We start from the raw sequence: 17,762 nt of genomic DNA on the forward strand, positions 1-17,762 counted from the left end.
ACTGTTTCAGGTCTCAGGCAAGAGTGGCGTGTTTTGTGCAATGTTCAGGGACGATGATGACACGGGAGGAACCATGATAACGCTGGACGATTTTAATTACCGAAGTCTCGAAGAGGTGCTTACGCTATTACACCCTTGCGTGGCCATTCCCGGCTGGGCCGAGGCGCTGGTCGCCGGGCGGCCTTATCCGAGCCGGGAGGTTTTGTTTAACGCGGCCCAGGCGCTGACACATAGCTGGGATGAACACGCGCTCACGCGGGCCCTGAGCGCGCATCCGCGCATCGGTGAGAAGCCCATGGGCACGCAGGCGGAGGCGGCGCTGTCGCGTCGGGAGCAGGGAGCGGTGAATCATGATGATGCCCGACTTGCTGAGGCGTTACGGGCAGGCAATGCCCGCTACGAAAGCCGTTTCGGGCGCGTCTTTCTGATCCGCGCCAAAGGCCGCAGCGGGGAGGAGATCCTCCAGGCCCTGAACGCGCGGCTGGAAAACAGCGATGCGCAGGAGGTGCAGGCCGCACTGGATCAGCTGCGGGAAATTACCTTATTACGACTGGAAGGAGTCATTGGCGCATGAGCACGCTCAGTACACATATTCTGGATATTTCGACGGGCAAACCCGCGCAGGGGGTGACGGTACGCCTTGAACAGGACGCGGAGATCATCGCAACTGGCGTGACCAACGCGCAGGGCCGCATCACCGAATTTGTTCCCGTCCTGCCTGCGGGCCGCTATCGGCTGGTGGCCGAGACTGGCGCCTGGTTTAGCGAAACGGGGCGCGACACGCTCTATCCCTGTGCGCAGATTGATTTTCTTATCGGCGAAACGGCAGATGAGCACTTCCATCTGCCGTTTGTGATTGCTCCTGGCGGCTGGTCAACCTACCGCGGCAGCTGACCACACTGGCTCGCCGTTGACCCAGGTTTGGCTGATATTACGCTCGTCGCCCAGGGTCATCAGCACAAACAGTTGCTCGTAGATATCCTTGCAGCGCCCGCTACGCAGGCGCTGCAGCGGGGTGACGGCCGGGTCGATCACGATAAAATCGGCCTCTTTGCCCGGTACGAAGTTGCCAATTTTGTCATCCAGACGCAGGGCATGCGCGCCACCCAGCGTGGCATGATAAAAGGCCTCGCTGGCGCGCAGGCGATAGCTCTGCAACTGACCCACCTTGTAAGCTTCCCCCAGCGTGCGCAGCATGCTGAAGGTGGTACCCGCGCCGACGTCGGTGCCGATACCCATCCGCACCTTGTGCTGCCAGCAGGCGGGTAACCGAAACAGCCCGCTGCCAAGAAACAGATTGGAGGTAGGGCAAAACGCCACCGCCGATCCGGTGTCGTGCAGGCACTGCCACTCGCTGTGGTGCAGATGGATCCCGTGAGCAAACACGCTGCGCTCGCCGGTGAGGCCGTAGTGGTGATAGACATCCAGATAACGTTCATGCTCCGGCCACAGGTCATTAACCCAGGCCACTTCGTTCGGGTTTTCGCTCAGATGGGTCTGCAGCCAGGTGTCCGGAAACTCCTCTCTGAGTAAACGAACCGCTGCCAGCAGTTCCGGTGATGAGGTGGGAGCAAAGCGTGGCGTAATGGCATACCCCAGCCGTCCATGGTGGTGCCAGCGCTGGATTAGATCCCGCGTCTGCTGGTAGCTCTGTTGTGCCGTTTCGGTCAGGTAGTCCGGGGTGTGCCGGTCCATCATCACCTTCCCGGCGATCAGGCGCATATTCAGGCGCGATGCTTCGGTAAACAGCGAATCCACCGATTGCGGATGCAGTGTGCAAAACACCAGTGCGGTGGTAGTGCCGTGGCTCACCAGTTGATTTATGAAAAATTCTGCAATCTCTTTTGCGTAGCTCTCGTCGGCAAACTGGCTCTCCACCGGAAACATATAGGTGGTCAGCCACTCCAGCAGTTGCTCGCCGAAGGCGCCGATCATCTCGGTCTGCGGGTAATGAACGTGGGTATCGATAAAGCCGGGCAGCAGCAGTTTGCCGCGCAGGTCGGTGTAACCCTTGTGCGGGTCAAGATATTGCTCTCCCTCCTGCCAGGCCATGAGCGCCACGATTTTCCCGTGGTAAATAAACAGCAGGCCGTCCTCCTGGTAGCGCGCATGTTCGGCAATCAGGTCTGCGCTGTCGCAGACCCGGGCGATATCGAAAAATGCACCGCGTATCGCAGTCTGGTAATCCATCACGGCTCCTGTCTGATTGTTTGCGTGGCCTCGCGTGCCGTGAAGTGAGCGGCGGACGCCCCTTCGCGCTCTTCGCGCGCCAGCCAGCGGTAGGTTACCCCGCCAAGGAACACGCCAATGAACCAGCTAAAGTTTGCCACCTCATGCAGCGCCGGGATGAAGCTTATCACCAGCCCGACGGCAACCGAGGGGATCAGCGCGCCGATGGCTTTCGGGTTAAAGCCGTTGCGGTACCAGTATTTCCCTTCTGGCGTGTCATCGAACAGGTCGTCCACGGATACCTTGCCACGCTTAATCAGGTAGAAATCGGCAATCAGGATACCGAACAGCGGACCGATAAACGCCCCCAGCACATCCAGGGTGTAATGAATAAGTTCCGGGGAGTTAAACAGGTTCCATGGGGTTAACAGGATCGAGCCGACGGCGGCAATCATTCCCCCGGTGCGGAAGCTGATTTTCTGCGGGGAACAGTTAGAGAAATCAAACGCCGGGGAGACGAAGTTGGCCACGATGTTAATCCCGATGGTGGCGGTGATCATGGTCAACAGACCAATCGCCACCGCCAGATCGTTGCCCACGCGGCTGACGGTTTCAATTGGGTCGGTGATCATGCGGCCAAACAGCGACTGGGTACCGGAGACAATCACCACAGTCACGATGGAGAACAGCAGGAAGTTAAACGGCAGGCCCCAGCGGTTACCGCGGCGGATTTCCCCCATGCTTTTGCCGTAGCGGGAGAAATCACCAAAGTTGAGCAACGGGCCTGAGAAGTAGGAAACCACCAGCGCCGTGGCGGTGATCATCTGCCAGGTCTGCTCGCCCGCGCTCAGGGATTTGCTGGCGAGGGTAAAGGAGATCCCGTCGAATCCGGTCTTGTATACAATCCATCCTGCCAGCGCCAGCATCACCACATACACCGCCGGGCCGGCGATGTCGATAAAGCGCTTGATGGCATTCATGCCGTGCCAGAAGACCATTGCCTGCAATACCCACATAATGGCAAAGCAGACCCAGCCCAGGTGCGACAGCCCGAGGAACGCGCCGGTGGTGAGCGACGAGAGCGACGGCCAGAACTTCAGCGCCACCAGCATCAGGGCGTTAGCGGCCAGATAGGTCTGAATGCCGTACCAGGCAAAGGCGATAAGCCCGCGGATCACCGCCGGAATGTTCGCCCCGAACACGCCAAAGGCCTGACGGCTGATCACCGCATACGGCACGCCCGCCATCTGGCTCGGTTTCGCCACCAGGTTGGCACACAACTGCACAATGCAAATTCCCACCAGCAGGCAGAGCAACACCTGCCAGCTTGCCAGCCCGAGCGTAAAGAAGCTCGCGGCGACCACGTATCCCCCCATGCTGTGGACGTCGGACATCCAGAAAGAAAAGATGTTGTACCAGCTCCAGTTCTGGTCACGCGTCGGTGCCAAATCCTCATTGCAAAGCCGTGGGCTGTATACCGCACCGGAATCAGCGGCCGTACCGTGTTGCATATTTTGTCTGTTTGGCATGAAACCTGCTCCTGTGAATGAAAACCCGTTGAGTGGGAGTGCAGACGGTGTTGCAGGATTCAGGCCAAAATAATAAATCTTGTATGCAATATTTTATTTTTATGTATACGATTCGATAGCGAAAAGTAAAAAGTGGAGTGGTTAATGAACAACGTGAACAGTCTGCACGCCGCGCCAGACCTGCAAGACAAAGACGAATCCATCTTTCAGGCGCTGATGACCGCGATTGTCGAACATCAACTGCTGCCGGGAAGCAAATTGCCAGAAGAGGCGCTGGCGGAGGTCTTTGGCGTGAGCCGTACGGGCATCCGTAAGGTGCTGCAGCGACTCGCCGCTGTGCAAATGGTCACCTTAACGCCCAAACGTGGTGCACACGTTGCCAGCCCGACGGTCGAAGAGGCCCGGCAGATCTTTCGCACCCGCGCGCTGCTGGAGGTCGCCAATCTACCGGACGTACTGGCGCACTGTCAGCCGCCGCATCTGGCGGCGCTGGCGTCAATCATCCGTCAGGAGCAGCAGGCGCATGAGGCTTACGAGGGCCCGGCGGCGATCCGCCACTCCGCAAATTTCCATATTCAGCTGCAGGCCATCTCCGGCAATCAGGTCCTGACGGAGATGGTGACCCGCCTGAGCCAGCGCTCCTCGTTGGTGATTGCCACCTGGGGCGCGCCGTGGCGTCAGGGGTGTCGCTGCAATGATCACGAACAGCTTGTGGAGCTGCTGCGTCAGAAAGCGCTGCAACCCCTCAGTGATGCCTTAATGCACCATTTTGAACATATCGTCGCCAGCCTCTGTTTCGAACGGGCAGGTGAATGCCTGCCCGATTTTGCCCGGCTGTTCGCCAGCCACAAGGAGTCGTAATGTCGTCTGTCCGTATACAAGTCATTAATCCCAATACCAGCCTCGCGATGACGGAAACCATCGGCGCGGCCGCCCGCGCGGTGGCTGCGCCGGGCACGGAGATCCTCGCGGTCTGTCCCAGTGCGGGTGTGCCCTCAATCGAAGGCCATTTTGATGAAGCCATTGCTGCCGTGGGTGTCCTTGAGCAAATCAAAAAAGGCCAAGAGCAGGGGGTGGAAGGGCACGTGATTGCCTGCTTTGGCGACCCAGGGCTGCTGGCCGCGCGCGAGCTGGCGCAAGGGCCGGTTGTCGGCATTGCCGAAGCTGCCATGCACATGGCCACGCTGGTGGCGACGCGCTTTTCCATTGTCACCACGCTGCCGCGCACGCTGATTATCGCCCGTCATCTGCTGCAGCAGTATGGCTTTCAGGATCATTGCGCGGCCCTGCACGCGATTGATCTCCCGGTGCTGGCCCTGGAAGACGGCAGCGGCCTGGCGCAGGAGAAGGTGCGCGCGCGCTGTATACAGGCCCTGAAAGAGGATGGCTGCGGCGCCATCGTACTGGGCTGTGGCGGGATGGCAACGCTCGCCCAGGAGCTGACGCGCGAGCTGCGCGTGCCGGTGATCGACGGCGTCAGTGCGGCGGTGAAGATGGTGGAATCGCTGGTGGCGCTGGGGCTGTCAACCAGCAAGCACGGGGATCTGGCCTTCCCGGAGAACAAACCGTTAAGCGGACATTTTCAGGCATTGAATCCATTTTAATTTTTGGGGGGTAGCAATGGGGCTTTTTGAAGAGGGTTATCCGCGGGATCTGCGTGGCTACGCAGGCAACCCGCCGCATGCGCAGTGGCCGAATCAGGCACGCATCGCCGTGCAGTTTGTGCTCAATTATGAAGAGGGGGCAGAAAACCACGTCCTGCACGGCGATGCCGGGTCGGAACAGTTTCTCTCGGACATCATCGGAGCGGCCAGCTATCCCGACAAACACATGTCCATGGACTCCCTGTACGAATACGGCAGCCGCGCCGGGTTCTGGCGAATTCATCATGAATTTCAGAAACGCGGCCTGCCGCTGACGGTCTTTGGCGTGGCGATGGCGCTGGCGCGTCACCCGGAGATTGTCGCGGCGATTAAGGCGGCGGATTACGACGTGGTCAGCCACGGCTGGCGCTGGATCCACTATCAGAACATGGATATCAACCAGGAGCGGGAACATCTGCACAAAGCGGTGCACGTGCTGACCGATCTGTTTGGCAAGCCGCCTGCGGGCTGGTACACCGGGCGCGACAGCCCCAACACGCGCCAGCTGGTGGTCGAGCACGGCGGTTTTGACTACGACAGCGACTACTATGGCGACGACTTGCCCTTTTGGACGGAAGTGGCCTGCAGCGATGGCAGCCGTAAACCGCACCTGATCGTGCCCTACACGCTGGACGCGAACGACATGCGCTTCGCCACCGCCCAGGGGTTTAATACCGCCGAGCAGTTTTATACTTATCTGAAAGACAGCTTTGACGTGCTGTATGAAGAGGGTGAAAGCGCGCCGAAGATGATGTCCATCGGCATGCACTGCCGCCTGCTGGGGCGTCCGGGCCGTTTTCGCGCGCTGCAGCGGTTCCTGGATTATGTGCAGCAGCATGAGCGGGTCTGGGTCTGTACCCGCCAGCAGATTGCTGACCACTGGCGGGACGTGCATCCGTTTCAGAAATAGCGGTGTCGTATTGTGCCGGGTGGCGGCTGCGCCTTACCCGGCCTACAGCACCCGCAGGGCATACGGGACATTGCAGGCCCGGTAAGCGCAGCGCCACCAGGCAGGTTTTTCAGCGTCACGACATCAAACTCACCTGCGCCGCCACGATCCGCCACCCGTAAGCAAACCGCACCCACGTCTGCTGCTGGCGGCCAATGCGTTCCGTCCCCTCGCGGGTAAATTCGGTGCTGCACACCGCGTAATCTTCTCCGAAGGTGGTGATCACGGTATTGCGCAACGTCCGCTGCAGCCCGGCGGAGGGGCGCGCCGCCCGAAAGGCGCGGATTTCATCAATGCCGTAAAGGTTTTCCCCCGCGCCCAGTCGCACCGTGTTTTTGTCGTGCCAGAACAACTCATCCAGCACCGCAATGTTGTTGCTCACCAGCGCATCTTCATAGCGATAAAACGCGGCCGTGACGTCCGCCACCACCCAGGGAAGGTTAATGTCGTCGTGATTCATCATTCTGCCATCTCCGCAGGACGGGCATCGGTTATCCCGCTCGCTTCCAGGACCCGCGCCACGCGCAGGCAGGCTTGTTCATTAAACGGCGCTGCGATGAGTTGCAGACCAATCGGTGCCCCCTGGGCGGTGCGTAGCGGAACGGTGGTGACGGGCAAACCCAGAAATGAGATCGGCTGCGTCAGCATCCCCATGCTGGCGCGCACCGGCAGTGGTTCCCCGTTAATCTCCATGATCTGCTCGCCAATCGTCGTGGCGCTGCGCGGGGTTGCCGGAGCGATCAGCACGTCGGCCTGCTCAAACAGCGCTTTACAGGCCTGTCGGGCGTGGGCGCGAAAACGCTGGGCCTGAATATACCAGGCGGAAGGGATCATCGCCCCAGCCAGCAGGCGTTCGCGGGAGTGTGGTTCAAAACGCTCCGGTTCACGGCGAAGTGACGGCAGGTACTGGTTCCCCCCTTCGGAGGCGCTGATGATAAACGCGGCAGAGCGGGACAGCGCGGCTTCAGGGAACTGCAACTCCTCCTGGACGTCAAGAGCACGTGCCGCGCGCGCGACGGCTTCCCGGGCGTCGTCGTTACACCACGTGCTGAAATACCCCCCGAGGACGGCGCAGCGCAAGCCATCCAGACCGCGATCGAGCAAAGGCCGCGTCTGCTCGCGGGAGGACTCTGCCTGAAAAGGGTCGCTGGTGTCTCGTCCCTGTAGCGCATCGTACACGGACGCCAGATCGCACACCCGGCGGGCAAACGGTCCGATATGATCGAGACTGGCGACAAACGGGTGGCTGCCGGAGCGTGACAGGCGGCCAAAGGTCGGTTTTAAGCCGTAAATTCCGCACAGGGACGCCGGGACGCGAATCGACCCGTTGGTGTCGGTACCCAGTGAAAAATGGACCAGCCCGGCGGCGACGGCGGCGGCAGAGCCACCGGAGGAGCCGCCTGCAATGCGCGTCAGATCGTGCGGATTACGCGTGGCGCCGTAGTGGCTGTTTTCCGTGGTAAAGCCGTAGGCATAGGCATCCATATTGACCATCCCGGACAACAGTCCTCCTGCGCTGCGTAGCTGGCGAACCGCAAAGCTGTCTGCGCTGGCAGCGGAACGCTGGCTGAACAGCTCGGCTCCGGCGAGGGTGGTGTGCCCGGCCACATCAAACAGGTTTTTTACCGCGTAAGGCACGCCCGCCAGCGGCGGCAGGGGGCGCTTTTCCCGGCGCAGGGTGTCGATATTTTCTGCCTCGGCCAGCATCCGCGCTTCGGTAACCGCCGTCCAGGCGTTGATCTGCGGGTTGATGCGCGCAATATCTTCCAGCGTCTGACGGGCGATTTCGCGGGCGCTTAACTCGCCTGCACTCAGCGCCTGCTGGATCGCGCTGATACTCATCTCGTGTAGACTCATGCTTTGTATACTCCTGCGATCTCCAGACGGTCATCAAGCGGCAGCGCCATCAGCGGGGCGGCCATGGCGGCAATGCGGCTAAACTGCTGCTGAAGCTCCGCGCGGCGGGCGTCATCCAGCTCAATGCCCAGCACGGCCTCCATCTGCGCCAGGTAGGCATGCCAGTCAGGTTGTTGTGTTGTCATGGTTTTCTCCTCAGTATCCGGCGGCGCCGCCGTTGCTGCGCGGGTCGAACGCGCCTTCAAACAGCCCGTTCGGGTGGCGGACAATCGCGCCCGCGTGGCCCATGGCTTCGCTAAAGTCCGGGAAGATCTCCACCTCGTGACCCAGCGCCTGCAGGCGTGCGATCGTTTCGGGGGAAAACCGGCCTTCCACCTTTAAGGTGTCTGAGCTTTGTCCCCAGGTGCGCCCCAGCAGCCAGCGCGCACGGGAGATGCTCTCCTGCAGCGGCAGACCCTGCACCACATAGCGGGTAAAGAGCGTGGCCTGAGTTTGCGGCTGGCCGTCACCGCCCATGGAGCCGTAGACCATCACCCGTCCGTCGTTCAGACGCGCCGCGGCCGGGTTCAGGGTATGGAACGGCTGTTTGCCCGGCGCGAGAGCCAGAAGATGTGCGGGATCGAGGCTGAACGACGCCCCCCGGTTCTGCCAGACGATACCCGTATCCGGGAGCACCACCCCGCTGCCGAACTCGTGATAAATGCTCTGGATAAACGACACGGCCAGGCCGCTGTTATCCATCACCCCCATCCACACCGTATCGCCAGAGCCTTTGCCGGTGCCCCACGGCGCGGCATGGTTATCGTCAACCCGGTCGGCGAGCGCCTGAAGCGCCGCAGGATCCAGCAGGCTCTGGATATCGGTTTTCAGCTCGCGCGGGTCGGTGATGTGGGCATCGCGCAGGCCAAAGGCCAGTTTGGTGGCTTCCACAATGCGGTGCACTGTCCCGGCGTCGTCGGCATCGGCCATCGCCAGACGGTCGGTGATGCCGAGGATCGCCAGCGAGACCAGCCCCTGCGTCGGTGGGGCGAGGTTCCAGACCTCACCCTGCTGATGCGCTAATTTCAGCGGCGTGGTGCGCCGGGCGACATGCGCGTTCAAATCCGCCAGCGTAATGGGCAGGCCGAGCGTCTCCATCCCACGGGCCAGACGCGCCGCCAGCGGACCACGATAAAAACTCTCCAGACCCTCTTCGGCAAGTTGCGTCAGCGTGGAGGCCAGCGCCGGTTGATAAAACCGGCTGCCGACCTCCGGTGTTTTGCCGTCTACCAGCCAGGTTTCTGCGAAGCCGGACAGGTCTTTCAGTTCGTCGAATTTACTGGCGGTGGCAGTGGCCTGCGAGGCCGTGACCGGCGTGCCATTGCGGGCATAGTCAATGGCATCTGCCAGCAGGCGCGTCAGCGGCAGGGCGTTGCCCGTCAGCGCGTGTGAGACTTTAAGCGCCTCCGCCCAGCCACTGACGGTACCCGCCACGGTCAGCGCCGCACGGGGGCCGCGGTGGGGGATGTGCGCCAGATCGCCATAGGCGGCAAGCGTCGCCAGCGATCCCGCCGCGCCGCTGGCATCGATGGCAATCGGTTCGCCGCCGGGGGGCACGATAAGCCAGAAGCCATCACCGCCCAGGCCATTCATATGGGGATAGACCACGGCAATGGTGGCCGCTGCCGCGACCATCGCTTCAATCGCGCTACCGCCATCGCGCAGCACAGACAGCGCGCTCTGGCTGGCAAGATGATGGGGGGCAACCGCCATTCCGTGTACGGAGACATTACTTTGCATGAACAGTCCTCATAACCCTGAAAGTCACAAGGCGCTGCAAAAGCTGTTCCAGGTATGAAAGAAAAGTTTCATGTCATCCCGGCTGATAAGCTGGCATGCTTAATGAATAGAGAGCAAGAGATGAAACAAACGTTACAGAGGCGTTATGGAACAGCTTGATGAACGACTGAAAGCACAATACGCGTCACTGTCGCCGCAGGAGCAGCGGGTGGCGGATTTTATTTTCGATCACTTCGACGACCTGATCAGCTACAACAGCGCCGAGCTGGCACAGCTGAGCGGGGTGTCGAAAGCCACGGTGAGCCGCCTGTTTAAGCGTCTGGGCTATGAGAAGTATAAGGACATGCGCGATGAGCTGCGTACCCTGCGCCAGAGCGGTATGCCGCTGACGGACAACCGCGACGCGGTGCAGGGCAATACGCTGCTGGCGCGTCACTATAAGCAGGAGATGGCTAACCTGACCCAGTGGGTGAATGCCCTGGATGCCCGGCAGTTTGCCGACGCGATGGCGTGCATGGTTAAGGCGAAGCGCATCGTCATTATAGGGATGCGTAATGCCTATCCCGCGGCGCTGCACCTGCGTCAGCAGCTATTGCAGGCGCGCGGGCAGGTGCTGGTGTTGCCGCAGCCCGGTCAGAGCCTGAGCGAAGAGCTGGTGGATCTCACCCCTGACGATCTGGTGGTGATGATGGCCTTTCGTCGCCGACCGCGCATTATCCGCCCGCTGCTGCAGCAGCTTCAGAGCAGTGGTATTCCGGTGCTGCTGATGTGCGAGCCGCAGGCGCACAGTCTGTTTCCGCTGGCGAGCTGGCAGCTCTGTGCTCCGCTGGACAGCGTCTCAGCCTATGACAGCTACGCCTCGGTCAACAGTCTGATCAACCTGCTGGCAAACGCCTTCCTGCATGAAATCCTCGATAAAGGCCGTCCGCGCATTCATGAGATCGCCACCCTTTATCAGCACCTGGACGAGCTCGAACAACGATAATGGGGCATCGGTGTGGTGCTTTGCATTGAAATGGTGCAGTGAGGCGGGGCGAAAAAGAGAGAGCTTTTACGCCCCGCCTTTTTTTTATCAGGCTTTACAACAAAATCCCGCGTTTCGCTTTATCTGGCACATTAGTTGCAAAATCAAATTCAAAGAATCTTTTGTTTCATGTTAACGTTACGGGGAAGCACCATGAAAAAATTGTTGATTGCACTGGCCGGGGCCGTTTGTCTCTTCACTAACCTGCCGGCAAAGGCGGACCAGCTTCAAAATATTGAAAAACGCGGCACCATTCGCATTGCCGTGCCGCAGGATTTCCCGCCGTTTGGCTCGGTCGGAACCGATCTGCAGCCGCAGGGCTATGACATCGATATGGCGCGTTATCTGGCCAAACAGATGAAGGTCAAGCTGCAACTGGTCCCGGTGACCAGCGCCAACCGCGTGCCGTATCTGCAAACCGACAAAGTTGACCTTGTCATTTCAAGCCTCGGTAAGAATGCGGAACGTGAAAAGGTGATCGATTTCAGCCGCGCCTATGCGCCGTTCTTCCTCGGGGTGTTTGGCCCGAAAGGCGCAGAGCTGAAAGATGCCGCCGCCCTGAGCGGTAAAACCATCGGCGTGACGCGTGGCGCGGTCGAGGACATGGTGCTGACCAGCCTGGCGCCGAAAGACGCAGACGTAAAACGCTATGAGGACAACAACACCACGCTGTCGGCGTATCTGTCCGGACAGGTACAGTATGTGGCCACCGGCAACCTCGTAGTGGCGGCCATCTCGCGCCAGAACGCGGAGAAAGCTCCGGTGCCGAGCTTTATGCTGAAAGATTCACCGTGCTTTATCGGGCTGAAGAAAAATGAACCAGCGCTGAAGGCGAAAGTGGATGCGCTGATTGAACAGGGTATTAAAGACGGCACCCTGAACGGCTTCTCTGAGCAGTGGCTCAAGGCGCCGCTGCCGGCAAGCCTCGGCGTGTAAGGCAATGACAGAGCAACTCCATTTCTCTGAGCTCTGGCCGCACTGGCCGGCGCTGCTGGCCGGGCTGTGGGTCACCATCCAGTTGACGGTGATGGCGACCTTGGGCGGTCTGACGATTGGTATTTTCGGGGCGGCTATTCGCAGCGGGCGGGCGACGTGGTTTAGCCGGGTCTGGGGCGGTTACGTGGAGATTATCCGTAACACGCCGTTTGTGGTGCAGCTGTTTTTTATCGTCTTTGGCCTGCCCAATATGGGGCTGAAGATGACGGCGGGTGAGGCGGCACTGCTGGCGATGGTGATCAATCTGGGCGCGTACAGCACGGAGATTGTCCGGGCGGGCATTCAGGTGACACCAAAAGGGCAGTGGGAGGCCGGACGCGTGCTGGGGCTGACCCGCACCCAGACCTTCATTCGCGTGGTGTTACCGCCTGCGCTACAGCGTATTTATCCGGCGCTGGTGAGCCAGTGCATTATCGTGATGCTCGGCTCGTCAGTGGTGTCTCAGGTCTCGTATGAAGAGCTGACCTTTGCCGCCAACCTGATCCAGTCCAGAACGTTTCTGAGCTTTGAGGTTTATCTGGTGACAACCGGGATTTACTTAGCGCTGTCGATTACCCTGCGTCAGCTGATGATGGCGGCAGGACGCAAATGGCTGGGGGTACAGGCATGATGACCACCTTTACCGACTGGGACATTATTCGCAACCTGCTGCTGGCCGGGCGCTGGACGATACTGCTGTCGCTGGTGGCGTTTGTCGGCGGCGCGGTGGTGACCCTGCCGCTGCTGCTGCTGCGTCTCACTGGCGGGCGAATGATCATGCGCCTGATCCGCGGCTATATCGAACTGTTTCAGGGTACACCGCTGCTGATGCAGCTATTTCTGGTGTTCTTCGGCGTGGCGCTGTTCGGCATCGATGTCTCGCCATGGACCGCCGCATCGCTGGCCCTCACGTTCTACACCAGCGCGTTTTTGCTTGATATCTGGTTTGGCAGCATTCGCGCGCTGCCCAAAGGGCAGTGGGAAGCGTCGCGCTGTCTGGGGCTGACCTTTGGCCAGACGCTTTATCGGGTGGTCGCGCCGCAGGCGTTGCGGATTGCGATTGCGCCGACGGTCGGTTTTGCCGTCCAGGTGATTAAGGGCACGGCGCTGGCGTCAATCATCGGCTTTATCGAGCTGACCAAAGCCGGGACGATGCTCACCAATGTCACTTATCAACCGTTTAAGGTCTTTGCGCTGGTGGCGCTGGGCTACTTCATTCTGTGTTATCCGCTGTCGCGTTACAGCCGTTATCTGGAGACTAAATTCAATGCCTCTCATCACCATTAATCAGGTGCAGAAGTACTACGGCGATAACCATGTCCTGAAGGGGGTCGATCTCGATATCGACATGGGCCAGGTGATTTCGATTATCGGGCGCAGCGGATCCGGCAAAAGCACCCTGCTGCGCTGCATCAACGGTCTGGAAGGGTATCAGGACGGCAGCATCAAGCTTGGCGGCATGACCATTACCGACCGGGATTCCCAGGCGCGTGAAATCAGCCGCTCGGTCGGGATGGTGTTCCAGAACTTTAACCTGTTCCCGCACATGACGGCGCTGGAAAACGTGATGCTCGCCCCGCGTCGGGTGCTGAAGAAAAGCGCCGCCGAATGCCGGGCGCTGGCGCAGCAGATGCTGGAGAAAGTGGGCCTCGGCGAACGTCTGGATTACTACCCGTCGAGTCTCTCCGGCGGCCAGCAGCAGCGCGTGGCAATTGCCCGTGCGCTGGCGATGTCGCCAAAAGTCTTACTTTGTGACGAGATCACCTCCGCGCTCGACCCGGAACTGGTGGGCGAAGTGCTTAAGGTGCTGGAGCAGCTGGCAGCAGAAGGGATGACCCTGATTCTCGTGACCCATGAAATGAATTTTGCCCGCGAAGTGGGCGACCGCGTGGTGTTTATGCACCAGGGGAAAGTCTGGGAGCAGGGCGACAGCAAAACGCTTTTCGCTAACCCGCAGACCACCGAACTGAAGCAGTTCATCTCCTCCGTGCGCGGCCTCAACTGATAAGGACTTAACAATGGATATCGCTCAATTTCCGCAACTTAATCCGCCGCAGCGTCTGTTGATGGGGCCGGGGCCGATCAATGCCGATCCGCGCGTGCTGCGCGCCATGTCCAGCCAGCTGATTGGTCAGTACGACCCGGCGATGACCCACTACATGAACGAGGTGATGGCGCTCTATCGCGGGGTGTTCCGCACCGAAAACCGCTGGACGATGCTGGTGGACGGCACCTCCCGCGCGGGCATTGAGGCGATTCTGGTGTCGGCCATTCGCCCGGGCGATAAAGTGCTGGTGCCAGTGTTTGGCCGCTTCGGCCATCTGCTGTGCGAAATCGCCCGCCGCTGCCGGGCGGAAGTGCATACCATCGAGGTGCCGTGGGGCGAGGTGTTTACCCCGGATCAGGTGGAGGATGCCATCAAACGTATTCGTCCCCGTCTGCTGCTGACCGTGCAGGGGGACACCTCCACCACCATGCTGCAGCCGCTGGCCGAGCTCGGCGCGATTTGCCGCCGTTATGACGTGCTGTTTTACACCGACGCCACCGCGTCGCTCGGGGGGAACGCGCTGGAAACCGATGCCTGGGGGCTGGATGCCGTCTCCGCTGGCATGCAGAAATGTCTCGGCGGCCCGTCCGGCACGTCACCGATCACCCTGAGCCCACGCATGGAAGAGGCGATCCGCCGCCGCAAATGCATCGAGGAGGGGATCCGCACCGACGCCCATCGCGACGGCGACGAGGAGATGATCTACTCCAACTATTTCGATCTCGGCATGGTGATGGATTACTGGGGGCCGGAGCGGCTGAACCATCACACTGAAGCCACCACCGCGCTGTTTGGCGCCCGCGAATGCGCGCGGCTGATCCTCCAGGAAGGGCTGGACAACGGCATCGCCCGGCACAAGCTGCACGGCGATGCGCTGCTGAAAGGCATTCAGGCGATGGGGCTGGAGACCTTTGGCGATCTGAAGCACAAGATGAACAACGTGCTGGGCGTGGTGATCCCGCAGGGCGTTAACGGCGATCAGGTGCGTAAGCTGATGCTGGAAGATTTCGGTATCGAAATTGGCACCTCGTTTGGCCCGCTGCACGGCAAGGTATGGCGCATTGGCACCATGGGTTATAACGCCCGTAAAGACTGCGTAATGACCACCCTGAGCGCGCTGGAGTCGGTGCTGAACTACCTGAAATTCACTACGCCCCAGGGGGCGGCGATGCAGGCCGCATGGGATCATTATCGCCGCGAGACGTCACAATGAGCCCGGCGGCAGAGCGGGTGATGGCCCGTGCCGATGCGCTGGCCGCCATCAGCGAAACCCCGGACGGCCTGACGCGGGTTTATCTTTCCACGCAGCATCTGCAGTCCAACCAGCTGGTCGGGCAGTGGATGAACCAGGCGGGCATGACCGTCTGGCAGGACAGCGTCGGGAATATATGCGGGCGCTATGAGGCGCAGCAGGAGGGCGCATCGGCGATACTGCTTGGTTCGCATCTGGATACCGTGCGCAATGCCGGGCGCTACGACGGCATGCTCGGCGTGCTCACCGCCATTGAAGTGGTGGACAGCCTGCATCAGCAGGGCGTGCGCCTGGCGCAGGCCATCGAGATTGTTGGCTTCTGCGACGAAGAGGGAACCCGCTTCGGCATCACGCTGTTAGGCAGTCGCGGCCTGACGGGAACCTGGCCGGAGAATTGGCTTGATACCTGTGATACCAGTGGCATAAGCGTGGCGCAGGCGATGGTGCAGGCGGGGCTGGATCCCGCAAGGGTATCGCTTGCCGCGCGACATCAGGACGACTTCAGCGCCTGTCTGGAGCTGCATATTGAACAGGGGCCGTGTCTGGAGCAGGAGGGGCTGGCGCTGGGGGTGGTGGAAGCCATTAACGGTGCGCGGCGTCTGAACTGTCTCTTTACCGGCGAAGCCGGGCATGCCGGAACCGTGCCGATGGCTCACCGTAAAGATGCCCTGGCCGCGGCTGCCGAATGGATGGTGCAGGTTGAAAACACCACCCGACAGCGCGGCGGCAATCTGGTTGCCACGGTGGGGGCGTTACGCTGCCTGCCCGGCGCGATCAATGTGATTCCCGGCGAGGTGGCGCTATCGCTGGATATTCGCGGCCCGCAGGATGCCCCGCTGGACGCACTGCTCACTGAACTGCTCATTCAGGCGGAAGAGATCGCAGCCCGACGTGGGCTCAGTTTCAGCGCCGAGGAGTTTTACCGGATCGCCGCCACGCCCTGCGATGCCAGACTGCAATCGCTGTTAGGGGAGGCCGTGACATCGGTTCAGGGCCGTACGCTATCGCTGCCGAGCGGTGCCGGGCACGACACCATTGCGCTGGCAGAACGCTGGCCGGTGGGGATGTTATTTGTGCGCTGCAAGGGGGGCATCAGCCATCATCCGGCGGAGTCGGTGATGGCTGAGGATGTTGCGCTGGCGATTGAGGCATTTGGGCGGGCGGTGAGAGCGCTGGCTGACGGTGGCGCGCGTTAAGCCACCGAACGCACCGCATCTTCGATATCAGCGCTCACCCGTACATCCTGGTCGTCAAAAACCATGCAGTGATGGTCGTCAAACGCCACGTCTATCTTCTGCCAGGGCGCGAACTTCACGTCGCCCGGCAGCAAGATCTTCACGTTGTCATGGCCATAGCATTGCCCAAACAGGTAAGTATTGTTTCCCAGTCGCTCCACCACTTCACAGTTAAATTCCAGCCGCGTGCCGCGGTAAAGGTCGGTGGTTAAATGTTCCGGGCGGATGCCCAGCGTGACCTGACTTCCCGGCTGCAGTGGTGTGGTGGTTATCGCGAGCGTGAGCGACTTCTGTTGCGATAGCCTGACGGTAAGCTTACCTGGCTGCCAGGCTTCAACGGTCGCCGGCAGAAAGTTCATCTTCGGAGAACCGATAAACCCGGCGACAAACTTATTTGCCGGTTTGTAATAGAGATCCATCGGGGCGCCCATCTGCTCAACCTTGCCATAGTTCATGACCACGATCTTGTCGGCCAGGGTCATCGCTTCGATCTGGTCGTGCGTGACATACACCATGGTGGTTTTCAGCTCCTGATGCAGGCGGGCAAGGTGCAGACGCATCTCGACGCGCAGTTCGGCGTCCAGGTTAGAGAGCGGTTCATCAAACATAAAGACGCGCGGGTTACGCACGATGGCGCGGCCTATTGCCACGCGCTGGCGCTGCCCGCCCGAAAGCTGTTTAGGTTTGCGGTCCAGCAGGTGGGAGAGCTGCAGCGTTTTTGCCACCATCTCCACCTGGTGACGGATCTGTTCTTTTGGAACCTTATTCACTTTCAGCCCGTAGCCCATGTTTTCGGCGACCGTCATGTGCGGATAGAGCGCGTAGGACTGAAACACCATGGCCACGCCGCGGTGGGAAGGCGCGACGTCATTCATGACCTCATTACCGATTAAGACTTCACCTTCGCTAATCTCCTCCAGACCGGCAATCATGCGCAGCATGGTCGATTTACCACAGCCGGAAGGGCCAACAAAGACGGCGAATTCCCCGTCTTCAATTTCAAGATTCACGTTGTGCAAGGTAACGGTGTCGCCAAAGCGCTTGGTGACATTCCTTAACTGTATGTTTGACATCAGTGTTCCCCGAGTAAACCGCTGCCTATGTTTTACGTATAACAATCAGATTCAACATGGCTGGACGGTGCAATTTGTCTGTATTGACTATAACTTCCAGTATTCATGCGCCCTATACAGATTTTCCATTAATGTTATGACGATCACACAACTTACAGTTTTTTGTAGAGTTATCATGATGTGAAGGGTAGCGTATACCAAACCAAAGATATTTGACGTCATACATGCAG

18 protein-coding genes and 1 pseudogene are annotated in these 17,762 nt (G+C 60.1%); 12 read left to right on the forward strand and 7 right to left on the reverse strand.

Annotation, left to right across the window (positions count from 1 at the left end; genetic code table 11):
* Positions 1-73 precede the first annotated feature (73 nt).
* Both uraD and uraH read left to right on the forward strand, forming a co-directional pair.
* The gene (uraD, locus tag HX884_RS00925; protein WP_178327492.1) at positions 74-574 is read left to right on the forward strand and encodes a 2-oxo-4-hydroxy-4-carboxy-5-ureidoimidazoline decarboxylase; all 501 of its coding nucleotides are present in this window, start codon (positions 74-76) and stop codon (positions 572-574) included.
* The gene (gene uraH, locus HX884_RS00930) at positions 571-894 is read left to right on the forward strand and encodes a hydroxyisourate hydrolase (RefSeq protein ID WP_013097234.1); all 324 of its coding nucleotides are present in this window, start codon (positions 571-573) and stop codon (positions 892-894) included. The genes uraD and uraH overlap by 4 nt, the downstream gene beginning before the upstream one ends.
* Here uraH and guaD read toward each other — a convergent pair.
* Both guaD and HX884_RS00940 read right to left on the reverse strand, forming a co-directional pair.
* A complete protein-coding gene (gene guaD / locus HX884_RS00935; protein ID WP_178327493.1) occupies positions 874-2,190 on the reverse strand; it encodes a guanine deaminase in 1,317 nt (438 codons plus the stop codon). The genes uraH and guaD overlap by 21 nt on opposite strands.
* Positions 2,190-3,698 (reverse strand): NCS1 family nucleobase:cation symporter-1, encoded by a 1,509-nt coding sequence (locus HX884_RS00940; RefSeq protein ID WP_038419053.1) that lies wholly within the window; start codon positions 3,696-3,698, stop codon positions 2,190-2,192. The genes guaD and HX884_RS00940 overlap by 1 nt, the downstream gene beginning before the upstream one ends.
* A gap of 144 nt (positions 3,699-3,842) precedes the next feature.
* Here HX884_RS00940 and HX884_RS00945 point away from each other — a divergent pair, with 144 nt between their 5' ends.
* From HX884_RS00945 to puuE, 3 genes and pseudogenes are all read left to right on the forward strand, one after another.
* Positions 3,843-4,559, forward strand: coding sequence for a GntR family transcriptional regulator (locus HX884_RS00945; protein ID WP_178327494.1), 717 nt, complete (start codon positions 3,843-3,845; stop codon positions 4,557-4,559).
* Positions 4,559-5,434, forward strand: a pseudogene (hpxA, locus tag HX884_RS00950) (allantoin racemase). The gene HX884_RS00945 and the pseudogene hpxA overlap by 1 nt, the downstream one beginning before the upstream one ends.
* A complete protein-coding gene (gene puuE / locus HX884_RS00955; RefSeq protein ID WP_226836439.1) occupies positions 5,352-6,251 on the forward strand; it encodes an allantoinase PuuE in 900 nt (299 codons plus the stop codon). Before hpxA ends, puuE begins: the two are co-directional and overlap by 83 nt.
* A gap of 115 nt (positions 6,252-6,366) precedes the next feature.
* On the opposite strand, the gene hpxZ is transcribed toward puuE, so the two are convergent.
* From hpxZ to hpxW, 4 genes are read right to left on the reverse strand one after another with little or no spacing between them, the layout of a single operon-like run.
* Positions 6,367-6,753, reverse strand: a complete 387-nt coding sequence (gene hpxZ / locus HX884_RS00960; protein WP_020689671.1) for an oxalurate catabolism protein HpxZ — start codon at positions 6,751-6,753, stop codon at positions 6,367-6,369.
* Positions 6,750-8,147, reverse strand: a complete 1,398-nt coding sequence (locus HX884_RS00965) for an AtzE family amidohydrolase (protein ID WP_178327495.1) — start codon at positions 8,145-8,147, stop codon at positions 6,750-6,752. Before HX884_RS00965 ends, hpxZ begins: the two co-directional genes overlap by 4 nt.
* Positions 8,144-8,332: an oxalurate catabolism protein HpxX gene (gene hpxX / locus HX884_RS00970; protein ID WP_023620993.1), complete on the reverse strand. Its 189-nt coding sequence runs from the start codon at positions 8,330-8,332 to the stop codon at positions 8,144-8,146. The genes HX884_RS00965 and hpxX overlap by 4 nt, the downstream gene beginning before the upstream one ends.
* 10 nt (positions 8,333-8,342) lie before the next feature.
* Positions 8,343-9,926: an oxamate amidohydrolase gene (hpxW, locus tag HX884_RS00975; protein WP_178327496.1), complete on the reverse strand. Its 1,584-nt coding sequence runs from the start codon at positions 9,924-9,926 to the stop codon at positions 8,343-8,345.
* 145 nt (positions 9,927-10,071) lie between these two features.
* On the opposite strand from hpxW, the gene hpxU reads away from it, so the two are divergent.
* The 7 genes from hpxU (at position 10,072) to hpxK (ending at position 16,420) form a co-directional block, all read left to right on the forward strand.
* Entirely contained in the window at positions 10,072-10,911 is an 840-nt protein-coding gene (hpxU, locus tag HX884_RS00980; RefSeq protein ID WP_013097225.1) for a MurR/RpiR family transcriptional regulator HpxU, read from the forward strand.
* A 192-nt stretch (positions 10,912-11,103) separates the two neighbouring features.
* Positions 11,104-11,886: a transporter substrate-binding domain-containing protein gene (locus HX884_RS00985; RefSeq protein WP_023620992.1), complete on the forward strand. Its 783-nt coding sequence runs from the start codon at positions 11,104-11,106 to the stop codon at positions 11,884-11,886.
* Between the two features lie 4 nt (positions 11,887-11,890).
* Positions 11,891-12,556 (forward strand): amino acid ABC transporter permease, encoded by a 666-nt coding sequence (locus HX884_RS00990; RefSeq protein ID WP_178327497.1) that lies wholly within the window; start codon positions 11,891-11,893, stop codon positions 12,554-12,556.
* Entirely contained in the window at positions 12,556-13,212 is a 657-nt protein-coding gene (locus tag HX884_RS00995) for an amino acid ABC transporter permease (protein ID WP_178327514.1), read from the forward strand. Before HX884_RS00990 ends, HX884_RS00995 begins: the two co-directional genes overlap by 1 nt.
* The gene (locus HX884_RS01000; protein WP_178327498.1) at positions 13,193-13,930 is read left to right on the forward strand and encodes an amino acid ABC transporter ATP-binding protein; all 738 of its coding nucleotides are present in this window, start codon (positions 13,193-13,195) and stop codon (positions 13,928-13,930) included. The genes HX884_RS00995 and HX884_RS01000 overlap by 20 nt, the downstream gene beginning before the upstream one ends.
* A gap of 13 nt (positions 13,931-13,943) precedes the next feature.
* Positions 13,944-15,185 (forward strand): alanine--glyoxylate aminotransferase family protein, encoded by a 1,242-nt coding sequence (locus tag HX884_RS01005; RefSeq protein WP_178327499.1) that lies wholly within the window; start codon positions 13,944-13,946, stop codon positions 15,183-15,185.
* A complete protein-coding gene (gene hpxK, locus HX884_RS01010; RefSeq protein ID WP_178327500.1) occupies positions 15,152-16,420 on the forward strand; it encodes an allantoate amidohydrolase in 1,269 nt (422 codons plus the stop codon). Before HX884_RS01005 ends, hpxK begins: the two co-directional genes overlap by 34 nt.
* Here hpxK and HX884_RS01015 read toward each other — a convergent pair.
* Positions 16,417-17,532 carry an ABC transporter ATP-binding protein gene (locus HX884_RS01015; protein WP_045902790.1) on the reverse strand — a complete coding sequence of 372 codons (1,116 nt, stop codon included), beginning with the start codon at positions 17,530-17,532 and terminating at the stop codon, positions 16,417-16,419. The two genes, hpxK and HX884_RS01015, sit on opposite strands and share 4 nt — an antisense overlap.
* Positions 17,533-17,762: the final 230 nt, after the last annotated feature.

The organism is Enterobacter sp. SECR19-1250 (genome assembly GCF_013391025.1).
Classification (GTDB): Bacteria; Pseudomonadota; Gammaproteobacteria; order Enterobacterales; family Enterobacteriaceae; genus Enterobacter; species Enterobacter cloacae.

What these genes read in the sequence shown, in the direction of transcription:
- HX884_RS01005 (WP_178327499.1), top strand. Translation starts at nt 13,944, where the DNA reads ATGGATATCGCTCAATTTCCGCAACTTAATCCGCCGCAGCGTCTGTTG.
- HX884_RS01000 (WP_178327498.1), top strand. Translation starts at nt 13,193, where the DNA reads ATGCCTCTCATCACCATTAATCAGGTGCAGAAGTACTACGGCGATAAC.
- HX884_RS00995 (WP_178327514.1), top strand. Translation starts at nt 12,556, where the DNA reads ATGACCACCTTTACCGACTGGGACATTATTCGCAACCTGCTGCTGGCC.
- uraH (WP_013097234.1), top strand. Translation starts at nt 571, where the DNA reads ATGAGCACGCTCAGTACACATATTCTGGATATTTCGACGGGCAAACCC.
- guaD (WP_178327493.1), bottom strand. Translation starts at nt 2,190, where the DNA reads ATGGATTACCAGACTGCGATACGCGGTGCATTTTTCGATATCGCCCGG.
- HX884_RS00990 (WP_178327497.1), top strand. Translation starts at nt 11,891, where the DNA reads ATGACAGAGCAACTCCATTTCTCTGAGCTCTGGCCGCACTGGCCGGCG.
- hpxW (WP_178327496.1), bottom strand. Translation starts at nt 9,926, where the DNA reads ATGCAAAGTAATGTCTCCGTACACGGAATGGCGGTTGCCCCCCATCAT.
- HX884_RS01015 (WP_045902790.1), bottom strand. Translation starts at nt 17,532, where the DNA reads ATGTCAAACATACAGTTAAGGAATGTCACCAAGCGCTTTGGCGACACC.
- hpxK (WP_178327500.1), top strand. Translation starts at nt 15,152, where the DNA reads ATGGGATCATTATCGCCGCGAGACGTCACAATGAGCCCGGCGGCAGAG.
- HX884_RS00965 (WP_178327495.1), bottom strand. Translation starts at nt 8,147, where the DNA reads ATGAGTCTACACGAGATGAGTATCAGCGCGATCCAGCAGGCGCTGAGT.
- HX884_RS00985 (WP_023620992.1), top strand. Translation starts at nt 11,104, where the DNA reads ATGAAAAAATTGTTGATTGCACTGGCCGGGGCCGTTTGTCTCTTCACT.
- HX884_RS00945 (WP_178327494.1), top strand. Translation starts at nt 3,843, where the DNA reads ATGAACAACGTGAACAGTCTGCACGCCGCGCCAGACCTGCAAGACAAA.
- hpxX (WP_023620993.1), bottom strand. Translation starts at nt 8,332, where the DNA reads ATGACAACACAACAACCTGACTGGCATGCCTACCTGGCGCAGATGGAG.
- uraD (WP_178327492.1), top strand. Translation starts at nt 74, where the DNA reads ATGATAACGCTGGACGATTTTAATTACCGAAGTCTCGAAGAGGTGCTT.
- hpxZ (WP_020689671.1), bottom strand. Translation starts at nt 6,753, where the DNA reads ATGATGAATCACGACGACATTAACCTTCCCTGGGTGGTGGCGGACGTC.
- HX884_RS00940 (WP_038419053.1), bottom strand. Translation starts at nt 3,698, where the DNA reads ATGCCAAACAGACAAAATATGCAACACGGTACGGCCGCTGATTCCGGT.
- hpxU (WP_013097225.1), top strand. Translation starts at nt 10,072, where the DNA reads ATGGAACAGCTTGATGAACGACTGAAAGCACAATACGCGTCACTGTCG.